Here is a 17,224-nt window from a genome sequence, read left to right as displayed (position 1 = left end):
CCAGCGCCGCGGATCACGGGCGGCCGGCGGAGCCCCCCGGCGCGGCCTCCGCGGCGTCGAGCTCGCGCAAGGCCGCCGCGTAGTCCTCGGGCGTGTTGAGGTTGCGCAGCGACCGCAGCGCCGGATCCGCCGCGCGGAGCCGCGGATCGGCGAGCAGGAGCTCCGGCTGCACGATCAGCGTGCGCGCCCGCTCGAACAGGGAGGACAGCCGCAGCGTGCCCTCCGCGAGCAGCGCCGCCGCGTCGGCGCGCGCCGAGCAGGCGTACACCGCGCAGAGCGGGTGATGGTGGCCGTCCGCCCACGGCACGGCGACGGCGTGGCCGCCCGCCTGGAGGTCCGCCAGGCGCCGCACGAAGGCGGGGTGCAGGAAGGGCGCATCGGTCGCCGAGATGTAAGCGCGCTCCGCGCGCGGCGCGACCGCCCCGAGGCCCACCGCGATGCCCTGCAGCGGGCCTCGGCCCTCCTCCGGGTCGCGCACGACAAGCACGCCCGCCGGCAGCGGCGGCAGGTCTTGCCCGGGCGCAGCGACCACCGCGATCGGCCACGCCGCCTCGCCGAGGCGCCGCACGACGCGCTGGAGCAGCGCCTCGCCCCCGAACGGCAGCCACGCCTTGGGCCGCCCCATCCGGCTGCTCCGCCCGCCGCACAGCACCACGCCCGCCAGGCCGGCCGCGCGATCCGCCGCGCCGCGCTCGCCGCCGGGGGCGTCGCATGCGCGGGGGGCGCCGGGAGCGTCGGATGCGCCGGAGGCGTCGGATGCGACCGATCCGTCGGGTGCGCCACGTGCGCCGGGTACCATCGAGAGCTGCCCCTGGTTCATGACGATCGCGCCGCGTGCGAGCATGGGCGCGCGCCCGCGCGCCGGCCATCGGGATCGCCGCCCTCGTCCGGATTGTTGGGTGCCGGCGCGCCCCCGTGGATAATGCGCGCCGAGAAGCCGCCGCGATGCGCCACGCCCCTGTCCTCCTCGCGATGTGCGCCGCGGCCGCGCCGCTCGGCTGCGAGCGGCCCACCAACGTGGGCGCCGGGCTCGCCCCGCCGCCCGCCGTCGCGGCGGCCACCCCTGGCGCGCCCGCGGCCTTCCCCGCCGCGTCCGCAGCCGGCTCGACCGCCCCGGCGGCTTCCCCTGGCGCGCGCGCCACCGCGCCTCCCGCGCCCTCGGCCGCCCCTGGCGCGCCCGCCGACGCGATCACGCTCATCGCGGGCGGCGACGTCTGTCTCGGCAAGGCGCTCGGCCAGGAGCTGCTCCGCGACCCGGCGCACGACCCCTTCGCCCCGGTCGCGGCGCTCCTCGCCTCCGCCGACGTGCGCTTCGTCAACCTCGAGAACCAGCTGAGCGATCAGGGCGGCGAGACCCAGCACAGCCGGCACCCGCTCGTGTTCACGGGCCCGCCCATCGGCGCGGACGCGCTCGCGCGCGCCGGCATCACCGTCGTCTCGCTCGCGAACAACCACATGTGGGACTACGGCAAGGGCGCCTTCCTCGAGACGCTCGGCCACCTGGAGCGCGTCGGCGTCGCCTACGCGGGCGCCGGCAGGACGCGGCTCCAGGCGTACGCGCCGGCCGTCATCGAGCGCCGCGGCTTCCGCGTGGCGGTGCTGGCCGTGACCGGCATCTGGAACCAGGGCTCGCTCTGGCAGCACCCGGCGCGCGAGTTCGTCGCGGCCGCGGAGCGGCACGGGGTCGCCGCCGCGGTGCGCGCCGCGCGCAAGCAGCCCGGCGTGGACGCCGTCGTCGTGAGCTACCACGGCGGCACCGAGTACCTGGACGCCCCGCTGCCCCAGGCGCGCGCGATCGCCGCCGCCGCCATCGACGCCGGCGCCGACGCCTTCCTCGGCCACCACCCGCACGTGATGCAGGGCATCGAGCTCCGGCGCGGCCGGCCCATCTTCTACAGCCTCGGCAACTTCATCATGAAGGTGAAGAGGACCGGCCCCGCGGTCGAGCTCGCGATGCTCGCCCGCCTGCGCCTGCGGCGCGGCGCGCCGCCCACCGCGGAGATCTGCCCCGTGCGCAGCGAGGGCCTCGGCACCGTCCCGCTCGCGGCCGACCCGCGGCGCGCCGAGACCGAGGCGGCGTTCGCCGCGCGCATGCGCCACGTGTCAGCGTTCATCAAGGGCGAGCCGACGATCGGCCCCTTCGCCGCCGACGGCTGCGCGCCCCTCGAGGACGCCGCGAAGGCGGCCCCCGCCTCGCCGCCGAAGGTCGCCGGGCCGCTCCGCTGAACGCGCCCCGCTCACCGTGGGCAGACAGGCCGCCCGCGGTCGTGCTCCCGGCCCGCCAGCACCCACCCGAGGTACCACGCGACGTCGTCGGCCGCCGCACCTGCCTGCCCGCGCACGTAGGGGTCGGGGTCCTGAAGTCCGGCTTCGATCACCGGTTGAGCCCTGCGGCGATGGAGCGACCGGAAGATCCGGGCCAGGTGGCCGAGACCAAGGAGAGCATTGCCACGGACGTTCGGCGACGGGTGGGCCGCCAACCGGAGGCATATCTGCTCGGCCCACACCCGTCCTGGCGGGTCGAGCGACACGACAAGGGGTACGTGGAGCAGCTCGGCCGGCTCGCCGCGCGCGATGACGGCCTCCACGTCGGCCCTCGTCCAGCCGTCACGAAGTGGGCCCATCGCGCCTACTCCCCGTCTGCCCCACCGTCTGTAGAGCTCCGCGGCGCCCAGCGTCCGTCGGATCCTGCGCCGTGTTGGGCAGCATGGGGGGAGAACAGCCCGCTCACGCCGCGAGCTTCAGCACAACGCTGCCCGTCTTCTGTCCGGACGCGACGTAGGTATAGGCCTCCTGGATCGCATCCAGGGAGATTGTACGGTCGATGACGGGCCGAAAATGGCGCTCGGTGACGAGCCGGCCCATCACCTCGAGAAACGCCTTCCGGTCGACCGGTATCGGGAACACGACCCGCTGTCCGCCGAGCGCGGGCGTGACGAGCGCAAGGAATGGATTCTGCCAGCCAGGTCCGGGCTCCGAGGAAACGTACACACCCCTCGGCGTCAACAAGCGCTTGCAGGCGCCGAACGTGCTCTTCCCGACCGCGTCGAACACGTAGTCATAGACCTGGTCGTCCCGGGTGAAGTCCGTTTGCTCGTAGTTGATGACGCTGTTGGCCCCGAGCGTCTTCAACAGCTCCAGGTTCCTTGTGTTCCCCACCGCGGTCACGGTGGCGCCCAGGTGCACGCAGATCTGCAGGAGCGCGGATCCGATCGCCCCTGTGGCCCCGTTGATCAGCACGCGCCGATCCCTCTCGAGGCCCGCGCGCTGGGTGATGCTGTAAGCGTACCAGGCGCCCTCGATGCAGGCTGCAGCCTCCTCGAAGCTCACGCCGGTGGGCATGCGCGCCACCGAGTCGTCCGCGGAGATGACGAGGTACTCCGCATGAGACCCGGCCCCGAGATCGTTCATTCCCCAGACCTCGTCGCCGACCGCGAAGCTGCGCACGCGCGAGCCGATCGCCTCCACCCGTCCCGCGAAGTCGGTACCAAGCGCCTTGTTCCTGGGCCTGCGGAGGCCCGTCATGAACCGCATGATGAACGGAGAGGCCGAGAGCAACGCGCAGTCGGTGCGGCTCACCGTGGCGGCGTGGACCCGGACCAGCATCTCGTCATCGGCCGGCGTGGGTACCGCCACGTCCTCGAGCCGGATGACTTCCGGTGTGCCATACCGTTCCCGTCGGGCGGCTCTCATGGTCCAGGCATACCGGCGATGACCAACTCTGTCCATGTTGCCGGGGCCGTCCGGATGGCGTCTCCAGGCGGAGATCACGGCCCCCCGCGCCGCCTCACGCCCGCCCCCGCCGCGCGCCCCCCACCTCGTCGACCGCCTCGAGCGCGCTCTCGATCTCGCGCACCAGCTCATCCGCCGCCTGCTGCTCCCTGTCGGCGCGCGCCTCCTCGACCGACGCGTCGAGCCGCAGCTCCACCCGCCGCAGCACCTCCGCGACCCGCTTCCCCTCGGCCGAGGCGGCGTCCACGCGCCGCCGCTTCAGGGCGCCGAGCGCGGCCTCCACGGCCGGCAGGAGCGGCGCGGCGACGACCGGATCGGCGGCCCTCAGCTTGGCCCGGGTGCGCTTCGCCAGCTCGAGCAGCCGGCCGAGCGGCGAGCGGGCGCGCCGGCGCTGCACCACCCAGCCGATCGACGCGAGCGCGCCGAGGCCGAGGAGCACGGCCGCGCCCTGCACGTAAGGAACGGCCGACGGCGCGACAGGCGGGAGCACGGCGTCCGGCACCTCGACCGTGATGCCCCCGTTCAGGCAGCTCGTCAGCTCCTGCGCCGTCTGGAGCCGCGCGCGCGCGAGCGGCAGGAGCCGCAGCGGGAGGCAGGGGGCCTCCACGCCCGCGAGCGCGCAGGCAGGCGCCGGATCCCCGGTCGCGATGGCGCGCACCTCGTGGGTCGCCGGATCGCGGCTCGTCACGTGGAAGCCGCCCTGCGCGAAGTCGACGAGCCCGCCGCTGTCGACCGAGCCGCCGCCGGGCGCGCCGGCCGGCCAGGTCGTCGTCGCCGCGTCGATGATCGAGCCGTCGGTCGAGCAGACGAGCTTGCCGCGGAGGACGATCTCGCCGCCCGGCGCCACGTCGACGTGCTGCGCCGCCCGATCGCGACGGAGAGGGAAGGTCTGGGTCATGGGCTCGCCTCGAACATGCCTGGGGGTCGCCGCGCCCGCGGCGTCGTGACCATGCGCGCCGCCTCAGTGGAGGTGCGCCCGCGAGGCGGTCTCGAGGAGCATCGCGAGCACGAGCGGGTCGCCCAGCCCGTCCGGGGCGCCCGTGTGGCCGCGGAGCCGCGCGAGGCGGTCCGCGTCCTTCAGGAAGAGCGGCTCCTTCAGCGCGTCGGCCGCGGCGCGCAGGATGCCCTCCCGCTCGGCGAGCAGCGCGGCGGCCCGGCCGCGGTCGCCGAGCGCGATGTGCCGCGCGGCCTCCGACAGCGTCTCGCCCGCGGCGAAGCCCTGGACGGTGCGGGCCACCGACGGGTCGACGCTCGCCGCGCTGTCGGCGTCGCCGGTCGCGTACACGACCTTGAGCGGCGCCTCGTCGACGACGTTCTTCTTGCTCACGCGATCCTTGTACTTGAGCTCCACCGACGCGATCGTCCGCGCCTCGACGCCGGCCGGCAGGCCGAGCTTGAGCAGCAGCGCGTGGCTGTCGTCGCGCGAGAACGCCGGGATGAAGAACCGCATCCCGCCCTCGGCGTCGTCCTGCCGGTCCCGCCCGATGCGATCGCGCTTCTGCGCCTGCGCGTCCGCCGCGACCTCGATCTCGCGCACGCGCGCGGCCTCGGCGTCGCTCAGCCGGCGGGAGCCGTAGACCTGGAGCAGCTTCACGTCCGGCTTCAGCCGCACCCGGAGCTCGACCGCCGTCGCGACCGGGTCGAGCCGCCTGTCGAGCTCCGTCGCGAGCGCCGGGGCGATCTGGTCGGGATCGCGCAGGTAGTAGTAGCCGCCGGCCCCGTCGCTCGCGACGGCGCTCATCAGCGCGCCGTCGTAGTCGGCGCCGAGCCCGAAGGTGCTCGTCTGGACGCCGCCCTGGAAGGCGTCGAGCGCGAGCCGCGAGAGCCGCTCCGAGCTCGTGATGCCGGCGTTCGCGCGCCCATCGGAGAGCAGCAGCACGACCTTCACGGCGCCGTCGGGAATGCCCGGCTGGGCGGCCTGCGCGTAGCCGAGCTCGAGGCCGCGGCCGATGTTCGTGCCGCCCCTCGCCTCGATGCCGTCGATCGCGGCCTTGATCATCGCGCGCCGCGGGCCGACGGGCCCGTCGGGGATCCGGACCTCGGCGTCGCTCGAGAACGTGACGAGCGAGAAGTCGTCGCCCGCGGCGAGCCGGTCGACGAGCGCCCGCGCCGCGTCGCGCGCCCGCGCGATCGGCTCGCCCACCATGGATCCGCTCACGTCGAGGACGAGGTGCACCGACAGGTGCGGCCGCGCCGCGGGGGCCTGCGCCGTGGAGCGGAGCGCGACGCGCACGTGCACCGGGCCGCCGCCGGGCGGGACCTTCGCGCGCTCGAGGTCCGTGCGCAGGGCGAGCGTCACGCCCTTCGGGACGTCGATCGCGGGCGCGTAGCGGGCGCCGACGTCGCTCACGAGCTCGCGCTCGGCCGGCGGGATGATGCCGCGCGCGACCGCCGACTCGAACGCCGCGAGGTGGCCGCCGCCGGGGCGGTAGGTGGTCGCGAAGCGGCCGTTCGGGTCGATGGCGACACGCTCGGGCGCCGCGGCGCGGCCCGCGCCCTCGGTCGACCCGGCCGCGACCCGCGGGGAGGCGAGCGCCGACGGGTCGCCGGCGCCCGTGAGCCCCTTCGAGAGCGCCCCGTCCGCCGCGGGAGCGCCGGGCGGCCGCGCGGCCTGGGGGATGGCCCCCGCGGCCGTCTGCCCCCCGCGCATCGCCTCGGCGGGAGCCTCCGTCGCCATCGTGGCCACCGCCGGCGCCGCGGACTCCGAGGCCTCCTGCTTGCCGCACGCGAGCCCTCCCGCCGACAGCCCCAGCGCGAGCGCGCCGCCGAGGAGCGCTCGCTTCGCCCACATCATCCCGAGTTCGCTCATGCCTTCTCCCTCCCCGCGGTCCCAGCGGGTGCCCGGTAGACGCGCCAGCGCCGGATCCGTTCTGTCGCGGCGCGCCCGGACGATGCGGCGCCCCCTCGCCGGAGGATATCCGGTGATGGCGACGGGAGAACACCGCCTCGCTAATCCATGAACCTCGGGGGCATGAGCGGGTCGTGCGGGCTCGCGGCGGCGGGCGCCGCGGCAGGCGCCTGGCTCGCTGGCGCCGCGGGCGGGGGCTTCCTCCCCGGAGCGCGCTTCCGGGGCAGCGACAGCTCCAGCTTCGGGGGGAGCGAGCCCGCCTCGGTGATGGAGACCCTCTCCTCGATCGCGTGGCCGCCCTTGAAGACGCGCACCTCGCGCACGCGCCCGAGCGTGCCCGTGAGCTCCACCTTCCCGTCCTTCACGCGCGCCGGCGCCCCGTCGATCTCGACCGAGGCGTCCGCGGGGACGATCTCCAGCTCGACCCGGCGCTCGACGGGCACCTCGGGCGCCGGCGGGGGCGCCGCGCTCGGGGCAGGGGGCGTCCTCGAGAGCCCCCGGGCCCGGAAGACGATGTGCGTGCCGGCCATCGCTGCGCTCGGCGGCGCGCTCGACCACCTCACCGCGAGCGAGCCGAGCCCCGCGGCGAGCAACACGGCGACAGGCACGTGCGCCCAGCGCGACCACCACCGGCGCGGCGCCGGCGCTTCCTGGCTCGCCCGCGGCGCCTCGGTCGTCTCGAGCGCGGGCGCTGTCGCGCCGTCGGTCGACGGTTCCCGCCACCGCTCGGCGGCGCGCCCCGGCGCCTCGGCCGCGCGCCCGCTCCGCGGCGCCTCGGCCGCGCGGCCGCTCCGCGGCGCCTCCGTCGTCTCGAGCGCAGGCGCCGTCGCGGCGACGGTCGACTCGCCCCAGCGTCGCTCGGCGGCCCTCCCCGGCGCAGCGACCGCGTGAAAACTGCGCCGGGGGGCGCGCGCGCCCGCCGGGACCTCGAGCCGCGGCGCGACGATCTCGCGCTCCGACGCCGAGAGCGGGACGAGCATGCCCTTGTCGAGCGAGAGCGGGTCGTCGGTCGGGTCGTCGCGGAGGAGCGGCACGATCGCCTCGAGCATCGCCGAGGCGCTCGGGTAGCGGGCGACGGGCTGGTACTGGAGCGCTCCGTCGACGACCGCGGCGACCTCGGGCGCGACCCACGGCGCGAACTCCTGCACCGGCGTGGGCAGGTCGGCGACGAGGGCGGCGATGAGGTCGCCGAAGGCCTCGACGTCCTCGGTCGGCGTCCGCCCCGCGAGCGCGTGGTAGAGCACGATGCCGAGCGCCCAGACGTCGGTCCGATGATCGATGTCCTTGATGCCGCGCGCCTGCTCCGGGGACATGTAGCGCGGCGTCCCGAGCATGCTCCCGGACCGGGTGAGCCCCGACGTGTCCCGGTGCGGCTCGTGGGGCGGCCTGATCTTGGCGACGCCGAAATCGAGCACCTTCACGAGGAGCCCGGGGCCGTCGTCGCGGCGCGCGAGGAACAGGTTGGCGGGCTTGATGTCCCGGTGCACGACGCCGGCGTCGTGCGCCTTCTGCAGGCCGACGCAGGCCTGGGCCACGATCCGGAGCGCGAGCCGAGGGGGCAGCGGGCCGAGGCGCTGCAGCAGCTGCGCGAGATCCTCGCCCTGGAGGAGCTCCAGCACCAGGAACGGCGCGCCCGTCTCCCCGTCCACGCCCGCGTCGAGCACGCGGACGATGTGCTCGGTCTCGATGGCGCTCGCGGCCCTCGCCTCGCGCTCGAACCGCTCCATCGCCGACCGGCGGTGCAGGATCTCCGCGTTCATGACCTTCACGGCGACGCGGCGCTTCTGTTCCGTGTCTTCGGCCTCGTAGACGGCCCCCATCCCCCCTCGGCCGAGGAGCCGGACCAGGGTGTACCGTCCGCTCAAGGTCTTGCCGTCCACAAGAAAGCTTTACTCTAGAAGATGTAGGCCAGGCCTCAATCCCGATGCTGTCTCGACCCGGGAGTCCGAGCCCCCATTGCTCCCGTGCTGGATTCTTGCAGTCACGCAAGACGGGGCAAACCAGGCCGGCCGGGCCCCCACGCCACGTCAGAACGTGTAGCGCATCCCGATCTTGGGCGCGATCGCGACCATGACCGTGCCGGCAAGATCGCGCCGAGGCCGCCCGCGCCGAGGCCCAGCGAGCACGCTCCCCTGCACTGGACCGAAGCGGCGCCGCCGAACGACGGGAGGAACGCCGGGCCCACGTCGAGCTCGACGAGGGACCGCCCCGGAGAGCGCCCGAGCTCCACGCGCTCCAGCGCGACGGGGACGACCGCGCGCGCGCCGCGGGTGAGGATGGTCGCCCAGTCGCCTCCGGTCAGCGACCCTGTGGTCGTCCAGGTGTCGATCGCCGGGTCGTACAGCTCCGCGCTTCCGGTAGAACCGCCGCAGGTGCGCCTGCGCTGGCCGCGCCGCATGTGAATGAGGTGCTCGCTCGGCCTCGCGCTGGAAGAGGAGGAACCACAGAGGGAACCAGAGAGAAGGAACCACAGAGGCACAGAGGGCACAGAGGGGGAGAGAAGACGAGAAAAAAATCTCTCTTTCTCTTCTGCGTGTCCTCTGTGCCTCTGTGGTTCAAATTCTCCGTGGCTCAGCGTCTCCCCCACCACGGATCACGATCGCCCCCCGGAGGCGCAGCGCGAGGACGGCCTCGCAGGAGCCGGATCAGGCGGGAGAGATCGTGAAACGGGGCGCACGGCCGCGCGCGCGGCCGCCGCCGCGCCTCAGCGCACGTTGATCCGGAGCCTCACCGGGCGGCCGTCGCGCTCGACGACGACGGACAAGCTCTTGTCGGAGCGCATGCGCGAGTAGGCCATCATGGCCTTTTGCGGGTCGGTCAGGTCGATGCTGTTGACCGACTTCACGAGATCGCCGCTCTGCAGCCCGAGCGACTCGAGCACCGATCCAGGCTTGATCGTCATCTTCAGCCCGAGCACCTGGTCGCCTCGCATCTCCGGGATCGCCGCCGAGGTCTGCGTCACGATGTCGGGCTGCTCGAAGATCTTCTCGGCGGCCGAGCGGTCGATGTCGATCTCCATCTCGCCCACCCGCTTGATGCTCGCGGCGATCTCCGGCGGGACGCTGCTCCTGCCGGACCGGCGGGGCGGGGTCGCCCGGGGCGGCTCGGGCGCCTCCGGCTCCGGCTTTTGCTCCGCTTTGTCCTCGCTGCTCTTCTTGCCGAGCTCCATCTGACAGCGCGCGCCCTCCGAGGTCAGCCACACCCGGTCCCACGCGATCTCCTCGACCTTCCGTCCGCCGATCTCTCCGCCGCGCCGCCCGAGCGCCGTGCGCCCGCCTTCGGCCTCGATGGCGGCGAAGGACCATTCCGGGTCGTCGGACAGGGCGATCAGCACGACGCGGCCCTTGTCGCACGGGGGCGCGTGGTAGGGGTCGAGGTGAGAGAGGTCCGCCTGTCCGGCGGGCGCCTCGCCGGGCGGGGGCCTGAGGGGCCCTGTGATCGAGTCGAATGGATTTCGCTCCAGGATCGGCGCCGCGCTCGGCGGCGGGTCGTCGGAGAGCGGCACCCCGGCGGGCGCCGTCGCCCGTGGGGCGGAGGGGGCGCTGCCCCGCGCGATCTGGTGGGCGATGAGATGAGAGATGCCGGAGGCCTGAAAATACGCGGAGACCGCGACCATACCTCCCAGGATGTACGCGAATCCGCGTTTGACGAGCGCGTCGGGGTTCATGGATACCGCTCCTCAGGGCAGGAGCGCGCCGGGCCTCGCCGCGCGAGTGTCCCTTGCCGCCGCGGAGGTCGCGGCAGTGCACGCCCTCGCCACCGGCAAGACCGCGCATCACCGCGAGCACCGACCGTGCCCGCTCAGGGGCGATCGCGGCGGGAGAAGGGGGAGTTCGGCCGGGACACCGACGCGGCTCGGGCCGATCATCGCCCTCGGCGCGCAGGGCGAGGCGGCGATCGCCGTCTCCCGGCGCGTCGCGGGCGACGGCTTTGCACTACTTCAAACACCCCTGGGGCACCCACTTTTCCAGCAAAAACATCGATCTAGGTCGCTCGCGATCGCGGCAAGCGAAGCGCGCTCTGCCCTGGAGATTTGACCCAGCATGGTTTGCCTGTAGCCTGCCGGGACATCGATGGCTGGCAGCGTCCCCGGGGGAGCTCCGGGAGCTCCCGGACCGTCCACTTGCAGCTTTCTTGTGAAGAGGCGGAGATGACCTGCGAGCACAGGACACCCCTGGGCGCGGCACCAGGGTGCCGGGCGGGCATCGTCGCGCCCTGCCGGGGCGGCGAGCTCCGGCGCGACAGAGGAGCGTCATCATGAATCGATCGTGGACCGTGGTGCTCAGGTCGTTGATCCCCGTCCTCTCGGCCGCGCACGTCGCGTGCGGCGAGGCCGGCACGGATCCCGGCGGATCTGGAGGTACGCGCGGGGACTCGCCCGACGTATCGAGCCATGCGACATCGACCTCCGCCTCGTCGACCTCCGCCTCGTCGACCTCCGCCTCATCGACCTCCGCCTCGTCGGCTTCCGCCGGAGGGGTCCCCGACATCTGGATCCCGGCGATCGACACGTCGTGGCACTGGATGATCGACCACGCCCTCGATCTGAACGATCCGAAGGACATGGGCCTTGTCGATCCCACCGGAGCGCCCCTCGATACGCCGCCTCCTACCGTCTATGACATCGACTGGGAGTACACGTCGGCCGAGACGGTGGCGGCGCTCCACGCGATGGGCGCGAAGGTCATCTGCTACGTCGACGTCGGCGCGTTCGAGGACTACCGGCCGGACGCCGGCGACTTCCCGGAGTCGGTCAAAGGCAAACCGGACCACCACTGGGAGGGCTCGTTCTGGCTCGACATCCGGCAGATCGACGTCCTCGGGCCGATCATGCAGGCCCGGTTCCAGGTCTGCAAGGACAAGGGCTTCGACGCCATCGAGCCCGACGAGGTCGACGGCTACGCCAACGACTCGGGGTTCCCGCTCACCTACGAGGACCAGATCGCCTACAACCGCTTCATCGCGGATCTCGCCCACGGAATGGGCATGTCCGTCGGGCTCAAGGGCGACATCGAGCAGGCGGAGGACCTGTGGCCCTACTTCGACTGGACGCTGAACGAGCAGTGCTTCGAGTATGAAGAGTGCGAGATCCTCGTCGACACCTTCCTGGCGAACGGCAAGGCCGTGTTCGAGGTGGAGTACGACGATCCGTTCTCGGGTCACATGACCGATCGGTCGCTCTTCTGCGACCAGGCGAACGCCTGGGGCTTCAACAGCATGGAGATGCCGCTCTACCTCGACGGCGGCCGCTGGCCCTGCCGGTGACGCCCCCCGCGGGCGCGCTCGGCTACACGCCTCACGCGTCGTTGCGCGCCTCATGCGTCGTAGAGCAGCACCTCGACCTCGGCGCCCTCCACCACCGCCTCCTCGTCGCCCGGCACGAGGACCACGCCGTCTGCGCGCGTCGTCGACGACAGGATCGACGCGCCGCTCGTCGCGATAGGGAACACCCTGTCGCCGTCGACGCGCACCCTCACGTAATCGACGCGCCCCGCCTGGGAGACGATCTTGCTCGCCACCACGCACCGCCTCCGGCGGTGCGGCCACGCGCGCGGCAGCCCGCCAAGGGCGCGGATCGAGGGGCCGGCGAAGAACTCGTAGGCGCACAGGCACGACACCGGGTTGCCCGGCAGCAGGAACACCGGGAGCCCGCCCGGCAGGAAGCCGAACCCCGCGGGGCCCGCCGGGCGCATCGCGACGCCGTGGACCGAGAGCTCGCCGAGCTCCGCGAGGACCAGCGGCGCGTGGTCCTCCGGGCCGACCGACGAGCCGCCGGAGACCAGCACCACGTCCGCGCCCGAGCCGCCGGCCGATGCCAGCAGCGCGCCGCGCACCGCCTCGCGCCGGTCCGGGACGTACTCGACCGCGACGTCCGCGGCGCCGTCGCGCCGCGCGAGCGCCGACAGCACGAGGCTGTTCGCGTCGACGATGCACGGCCCGCTCGGCAGGCTCCCGGGCGGCAGGAGCTCGTCGCCGGTGATCAGGATCCGCACCGACGGCCGGCGCACGACGCGCACCTCGGCGACGCCGGTCGAGGCGAGCACGCCGACGTCCTGCGGGCGCAGCCGGCGCCCGGCCGACACGACAGGCTCGCCCGCCATGACGTCCTCGCCGATCGCCGCGACGTGCTTGCCCGGCGGCACCGGCGCGCGCACCCGCACGACCTCCCCGCCGCTGCCCGCGGCCTCCTCGGCGTGCTCCACCATGAGCACCGCGTCGGCCCCCTCGGGCGCCGGCGCGCCTGTCGTGATCCGCACCGCCTCGCCCGGGCGGATCGCGCCCGCGTGGGGGCGCCCGGGGAACGACGCCCCCACGAGCGCGAGCTCGACCGGCGCGGCGGCCGTCGCGCCGGAGGTCGCCTCGCTGGCGAGCGCGTAGCCGTCCATCGCCGCGCGGGCGAAGTGCGGCACGCTGACCCGGGCGCGCACGAGCTCGGCCGCGACCCGCCCGGCCGACGCCGCGATCGGGACCGGCTCGTCGCCGAGCCGCAGGATCCTTTGCTCCAGGACATCGAGCGCGCGCTCGACCGTCGCGCGCTCGCGGAAACCTCGCATCCGGACGTCGCGCAAGGGGGGCTCCGTGCTGCAGGGCCGCTCAGCCCGCAGCGGAGGTATCGAGCGCGCCGCGGTAGATGTCGTCCACGGCGAGCACGCCGTCGATCGACGCGAGCCGCGCGCGCTCGCCCGGCCCGGCCTCGTACAGCGTCCACGAGCCGTCCTCGTTGCGCCGGAAGACCTCGATCCTCCGCTGCGCCTGCGAGACGAGCACGTACTCCTTCAGCGACGGGATGCGGCGGTAATGGGCGAACTTCTCGCCGCGATCGTACGCCTCGGTGGAGTCCGACAGCACCTCGACGAGCACCAGCGGGTTGACAACGGCGTCCCTGTCCTCGGGGTCGTGCGTCAGCCGGCCGCAGACGACGGCCACGTCGGGGTAGGTGGCGAGGCCGGTCTCGAGCACGCGCACGCGGAGGTCGGACGAGAACACCTCGCAGGGGCGCCGGTCGAGCTGCGCACCGAGCGCCACGGTCACCCGCGCCGCGAGCCGCGCGTGCTCCGGCGTGCCGCCCGCCATGTCGAAGATCTCGCCGCGGAGGTACTCGTGCTTTGTCGGGCTCGCCTGCTCCTGCTCGAGGTACTCGGCGTAGGTGAAGGAGAGCTTGCGGGCGGGCGCGTTCACGTCGGGACCTCTCCCGGCAGTATGGCACGGGACAAGCCCCTCCGGGGCCCGCTCGCGTCCCGCTCGCGCCCGAGCCTTACCGCCGCTCGCCCCGCCGCGGCCGGCTCGCGTCCGAGCCCTTACCGCCGCTCGCCCCGCCGCGGCCGGCTCGCGTCCGAGCCCTTACCGCCGCTCGCCCCGCCGCGGCCGGCTCGCGCGCCGGAGCGGCGCGATCAGCGCGAAGGCGCCGAGCGCCATGACCGACAGCTTCGGCCCCCGCTTCTTCCGGGCGCTCGCGCGCCGCTCGCCGGCGACCGAGCAGTCCTCCGACTCGGCGGAGTCGTCCGAGCCCCCGCTGCAGCCGTCGTCCTCTGCGTAGTACTCGTCCTCGGACTCCGGCTCGCTCGTGTCCCCGCTGCAGCCGTCGTCCTCCGCGTAATACTCGTCCTCACTCGTGTCCCCGCTGCAGCCGTCGTCCTCCGCGTAATACTCGTCCTCGGGCGCCGGCTCGCTGGTGTCTCCGCTGCAGCCGTCGTCCTCCGCGTAATACTCGTCCTCGGGCGCCGGCTCGCTGGTGTCCCCGCTGCAGCCGTCGTCCTCGTACTCCTCTTCGTCGTAGACGACCTCGCCCTCGGAGTCGTCCACGACCACCGTCTCGGCGGTGCCGCCGCAGCCGCAGCCCATGTCGGCGGCCGGCTCGTCGTAATAATAAGGGTCATCCCCGCCCGACGGCCCGCCGGTCGTGCTCCAGCCGCCGGTGCTCGGCCCGCCGCCGAGGCCCCCGGGCCCGCCGCCCGACGAGCCGCCGGGGCCGGCGCCCGCGCCGCCGCCCTCGCCGGAGCACTCGTCCAGGCGGAGGTTGCCGGCCCGCACGATCGGCGCGACCGACGGGCCATCCCCGAAGACAAGCGGCCAGTCCGCGCCGGACTGCCCTGCCGCGAGCCGGAGCGAGACGCGCGTGAGCCACACCGACGACGGCGCGAGGCCGGAGAGCCCGACCGCGAGGTCGTCCGCGATCGGCCCGCAGCGCAGGAGCTCCGGGTCCGTCTCGTCCCGCCGCGGCGACTCCGCGCAGTCGGCCGCGCCGTCGACGACGCCGTGCTCGGCGCGCGGGCAGCTCGCGGCGACCTCGAGGCTCGACGCCAGCGCGGCCGCGGCCGCCGCGGCGCACGACCCCGGCCCGTCGGGGAGGTCGCCGTACGCGTCCGCGCGCTCGAAGTACGCAGCGATAACGCTGTCCACGCTGTCGCTGCCGATCGCGAGGCTGCGGCTCAACGCCTCGTGCCCCGCGCCCTCGACGAGCGCCCCGTCGGGCCCCGCCTCGGCGAGGGCCTCGGCGCGGAGCTCCACGTAGTCGCTGCGCTGCGCGCTCGCGTCCCACGTCAGCGAGGCCGGCGGCAGCGTCACGGGCGCAGCGCCCGACAGCGCGCCCCGGCCGTCGCCGAGGAGCCACGCGGTCACGAGCACGTCGCCGTCGCCCGCCCGGGTCAGCGACAGCGGCAAGAGCGGCGCGCCGCCGCCCATCGCGACGCGCAGCGTCCTCGTGATCGCCGGCCCGCCGGGCGCGTCGAACCGGGCCGCCGCGAACCGCACCCCCTGCAGCGCGCCGAGCTGCGCTGCCGTCTCGGGGGAGAGCGCGAGCCCGGCCGACGCCGCCCACTGCGCGACGGCGTCCGCGTCCGCGAGCACCGTCACCTCGACGGGCTTCAGCGTCGGCTCGTGGGCGAGCTGCCCGGTCATGTCGAACGGCGCCGGCGCGCCCTCCTCGCCGGGGCAGGAGGGGGCGGCGCCCTCGGGCGGGAGCACGCGGGGCGCTGTCGCCGCCTCGAGCGCCTCGAGCCACGCGTCGGAGCTCACGTCGATCGCCGCGAGCGGCGGCACCGGCACGACGAGCGCCACAGGCCCGCTCGCGCCCTGGAACCGCAGGCTCGTCCAGAGCGTCGTGCGCTCCGGCCCCGCCGCGACGGCGACGCGCTGCTCGACCGCCGTCTGCCCGGCGCCGGGCAGCAACGCCCCCGCCGCGAGGGCGTCACCGGCACCGGGAGCGAACGAGGAGAGGAGGACCGCGGGCAGAGCAAGCGCAAGCGACCGTCTGGGCATGCGAGGCCGATTGGCAAGCAGCATGCCCTCATCGTATGCGGGATTCGAGGCCGACTTCCACGCTGGCGAGCCCGGCTGAGAACCGCAGTTCACGACGCTCCAGCGCCACAGCGACCCCGCCGCGCAGGACGACCGTCCGCGCGGGACGCCCGTCGCGCATTCCAGCGCCGCGCGACGGCTCCCCGCCCCGCGGGCGACGCGGCGGATCACGCCTCGTGGACGGCGCGGGCGGCGCGGCGGATCACGCCTCGTGGACGGCGCGGGCGGCGCGGCGGATCACGCCTCGTGGACGATGACGATGTCGTCGGGGTGGAGGTGGCAGAACACCCTGTCGCCGGCGTGGAGGGCCGCCTGGCCGGAGCTCTCGTTGGCCACAACGGCGGTGAGCGCGAGCCCGGAGTCCGTCCGGAGCCGGAGCTGGTCGGTCGCGCCCTTGAACAGCTCGTCCTCGACGTGCGCCTCGAAGCAGTTCTCGAAGGCGGCCTGCCGCTCCTTGCGCAGCGCGACCTTCTCCGGCCGGATCGAGATGAGCGCGCTGTCCGCCCCGGCCGCGAGGTGCTCGGCGTTCACGAGGAGCTCGATCCCCCCTTCGAGCTGGACCTGCGCGCGCTCGCCGCTCCGCGAGAGGACGGCCGCGCGGAGGATGTTGGCCTGACCGATGAAGTTCGCGACGAACGTCGTCTTCGGGCGGTGATAGATCTGCGACGCGTCGCCGAGCTGCTCGATCCGGCCCTTGTTGATCACGGCGATGCGGTCGCTCATGGTGAGCGCCTCTTCCTGGTCGTGGGTCACGAACACGAACGTGATCCCGAGCTTCTTCTGCAGCGCCTTGAGCTCCACCTGCATGGCGTGCCGGAGCTTCGCGTCGAGCGCGGAGAGGGGCTCGTCGAGGAGCAGCACCTTCGGCCGGCACACGATGGCCCGCGCGAGCGCGACCCGCTGCCGCTGCCCGCCCGAGAGCTGCGCCGGCTTTCGCTGCTCCATGCCCCCGAGCGACACCATCGCGACAGCGGCGCGGACCCGGCTCTCCATCTCCGCCTTCGGGACCTTCTTCATCCGAAGGCCGAAGCTGATGTTCTCCTGCACGGTCATGTGCGGGAACAGCGCGTAGCTCTGGAACACCTGGTTCACGTCGCGCCGGTAGGGCGGCTCGTGCGTGACGTCCTTGCCCTCCAGCAAGACGACGCCGGTCGTCGGCGTCTCGAAGCCCGAGATCATCCGGAGCAGCGTCGTCTTGCCGCACCCGGAGGGGCCGAGCAGCGTGATGAACTCGCCGGCCCTGATCTGCAGATTGACCTCGCTCACGGCGTGGAAGCTGCCGAATCGCTTGCTGACCGCGCGGAGCTCGACCATCACGTCCATCGATTCACCCAATTCACCTCGGGG

At 74.1% G+C, this 17,224-nt stretch carries 14 protein-coding genes; 3 read left to right on the top strand and 11 right to left on the bottom strand.

Going from position 1 to position 17,224, the window contains the following annotated elements; translation table 11 throughout:
* Window positions 1–13: 13 nt before the first annotated feature.
* Window positions 14–664 carry a molybdenum cofactor guanylyltransferase gene (gene mobA / locus WMF24_RS48175; protein ID WP_437738946.1) on the bottom strand — a complete coding sequence of 217 codons (651 nt, stop codon included), beginning with the start codon at window positions 662–664 and terminating at the stop codon, window positions 14–16.
* A gap of 281 nt (window positions 665–945) precedes the next feature.
* Here mobA and WMF24_RS48170 point away from each other — a divergent pair, with 281 nt between their 5' ends.
* A complete protein-coding gene (locus WMF24_RS48170; protein WP_437734246.1) occupies window positions 946–2,226 on the top strand; it encodes a CapA family protein in 1,281 nt (426 codons plus the stop codon).
* Between the two features lie 11 nt (window positions 2,227–2,237).
* Here the strand turns inward: WMF24_RS48170 and WMF24_RS48165 are convergent, their stop codons facing one another.
* The 6 genes from WMF24_RS48165 to gspC all read right to left on the bottom strand — a co-directional run bounded on the left by WMF24_RS48165 (window position 2,238) and on the right by gspC (window position 10,196).
* Entirely contained in the window at window positions 2,238–2,624 is a 387-nt protein-coding gene (locus WMF24_RS48165; RefSeq protein ID WP_437734245.1) for a hypothetical protein, read from the bottom strand.
* 103 nt (window positions 2,625–2,727) lie between these two features.
* Window positions 2,728–3,693 carry an NAD(P)-dependent alcohol dehydrogenase gene (locus WMF24_RS48160; protein ID WP_437734244.1) on the bottom strand — a complete coding sequence of 322 codons (966 nt, stop codon included), beginning with the start codon at window positions 3,691–3,693 and terminating at the stop codon, window positions 2,728–2,730.
* A gap of 94 nt (window positions 3,694–3,787) precedes the next feature.
* A complete protein-coding gene (locus tag WMF24_RS48155; RefSeq protein WP_437734243.1) occupies window positions 3,788–4,630 on the bottom strand; it encodes a hypothetical protein in 843 nt (280 codons plus the stop codon).
* A gap of 63 nt (window positions 4,631–4,693) precedes the next feature.
* Complete coding sequence (locus WMF24_RS48150) at window positions 4,694–6,541, bottom strand: vWA domain-containing protein (protein WP_437734242.1); 1,848 nt, start codon at window positions 6,539–6,541, stop codon at window positions 4,694–4,696.
* Between the two features lie 140 nt (window positions 6,542–6,681).
* On the bottom strand, window positions 6,682–8,460 hold the full coding sequence (locus tag WMF24_RS48145) for a protein kinase domain-containing protein (RefSeq protein WP_437734241.1): 1,779 nt from the start codon (window positions 8,458–8,460) through the stop codon (window positions 6,682–6,684).
* 824 nt (window positions 8,461–9,284) lie between these two features.
* Window positions 9,285–10,196 carry a type II secretion system protein GspC gene (gene gspC, locus WMF24_RS48140; protein WP_437734240.1) on the bottom strand — a complete coding sequence of 304 codons (912 nt, stop codon included), beginning with the start codon at window positions 10,194–10,196 and terminating at the stop codon, window positions 9,285–9,287.
* Between the two features lie 10 nt (window positions 10,197–10,206).
* Here gspC and WMF24_RS48135 point away from each other — a divergent pair, with 10 nt between their 5' ends.
* Entirely contained in the window at window positions 10,207–10,617 is a 411-nt protein-coding gene (locus WMF24_RS48135) for a hypothetical protein (RefSeq protein ID WP_437734239.1), read from the top strand.
* Window positions 10,618–10,837: 220 nt separating this feature from the next.
* Complete coding sequence (locus WMF24_RS48130; RefSeq protein WP_437734238.1) at window positions 10,838–11,845, top strand: endo alpha-1,4 polygalactosaminidase; 1,008 nt, start codon at window positions 10,838–10,840, stop codon at window positions 11,843–11,845.
* A gap of 50 nt (window positions 11,846–11,895) precedes the next feature.
* On the opposite strand, the gene WMF24_RS48125 is transcribed toward WMF24_RS48130, so the two are convergent.
* The 4 genes from WMF24_RS48125 to WMF24_RS48110 all read right to left on the bottom strand — a co-directional run bounded on the left by WMF24_RS48125 (window position 11,896) and on the right by WMF24_RS48110 (window position 17,200).
* Entirely contained in the window at window positions 11,896–13,149 is a 1,254-nt protein-coding gene (locus tag WMF24_RS48125; protein WP_437734237.1) for a molybdopterin molybdotransferase MoeA, read from the bottom strand.
* 25 nt (window positions 13,150–13,174) lie between these two features.
* Window positions 13,175–13,759, bottom strand: coding sequence for a Uma2 family endonuclease (locus WMF24_RS48120; RefSeq protein ID WP_437734236.1), 585 nt, complete (start codon window positions 13,757–13,759; stop codon window positions 13,175–13,177).
* 162 nt (window positions 13,760–13,921) lie between these two features.
* Entirely contained in the window at window positions 13,922–15,838 is a 1,917-nt protein-coding gene (locus WMF24_RS48115) for a DUF2330 domain-containing protein (protein WP_437734235.1), read from the bottom strand.
* Window positions 15,839–16,114: 276 nt separating this feature from the next.
* Complete coding sequence (locus WMF24_RS48110; RefSeq protein WP_437734234.1) at window positions 16,115–17,200, bottom strand: ABC transporter ATP-binding protein; 1,086 nt, start codon at window positions 17,198–17,200, stop codon at window positions 16,115–16,117.
* Between the last annotated feature and the right edge of the window lie 24 nt (window positions 17,201–17,224).

Source organism: Sorangium sp. So ce1335, assembly GCF_051521615.1.
Classification (GTDB): Bacteria; Myxococcota_A; Polyangia; order Polyangiales; family Polyangiaceae; genus Sorangium.
Note: the sequence above shows the minus strand (reverse complement) of the source record. Positions and strands in the feature narration are given on the sequence as shown.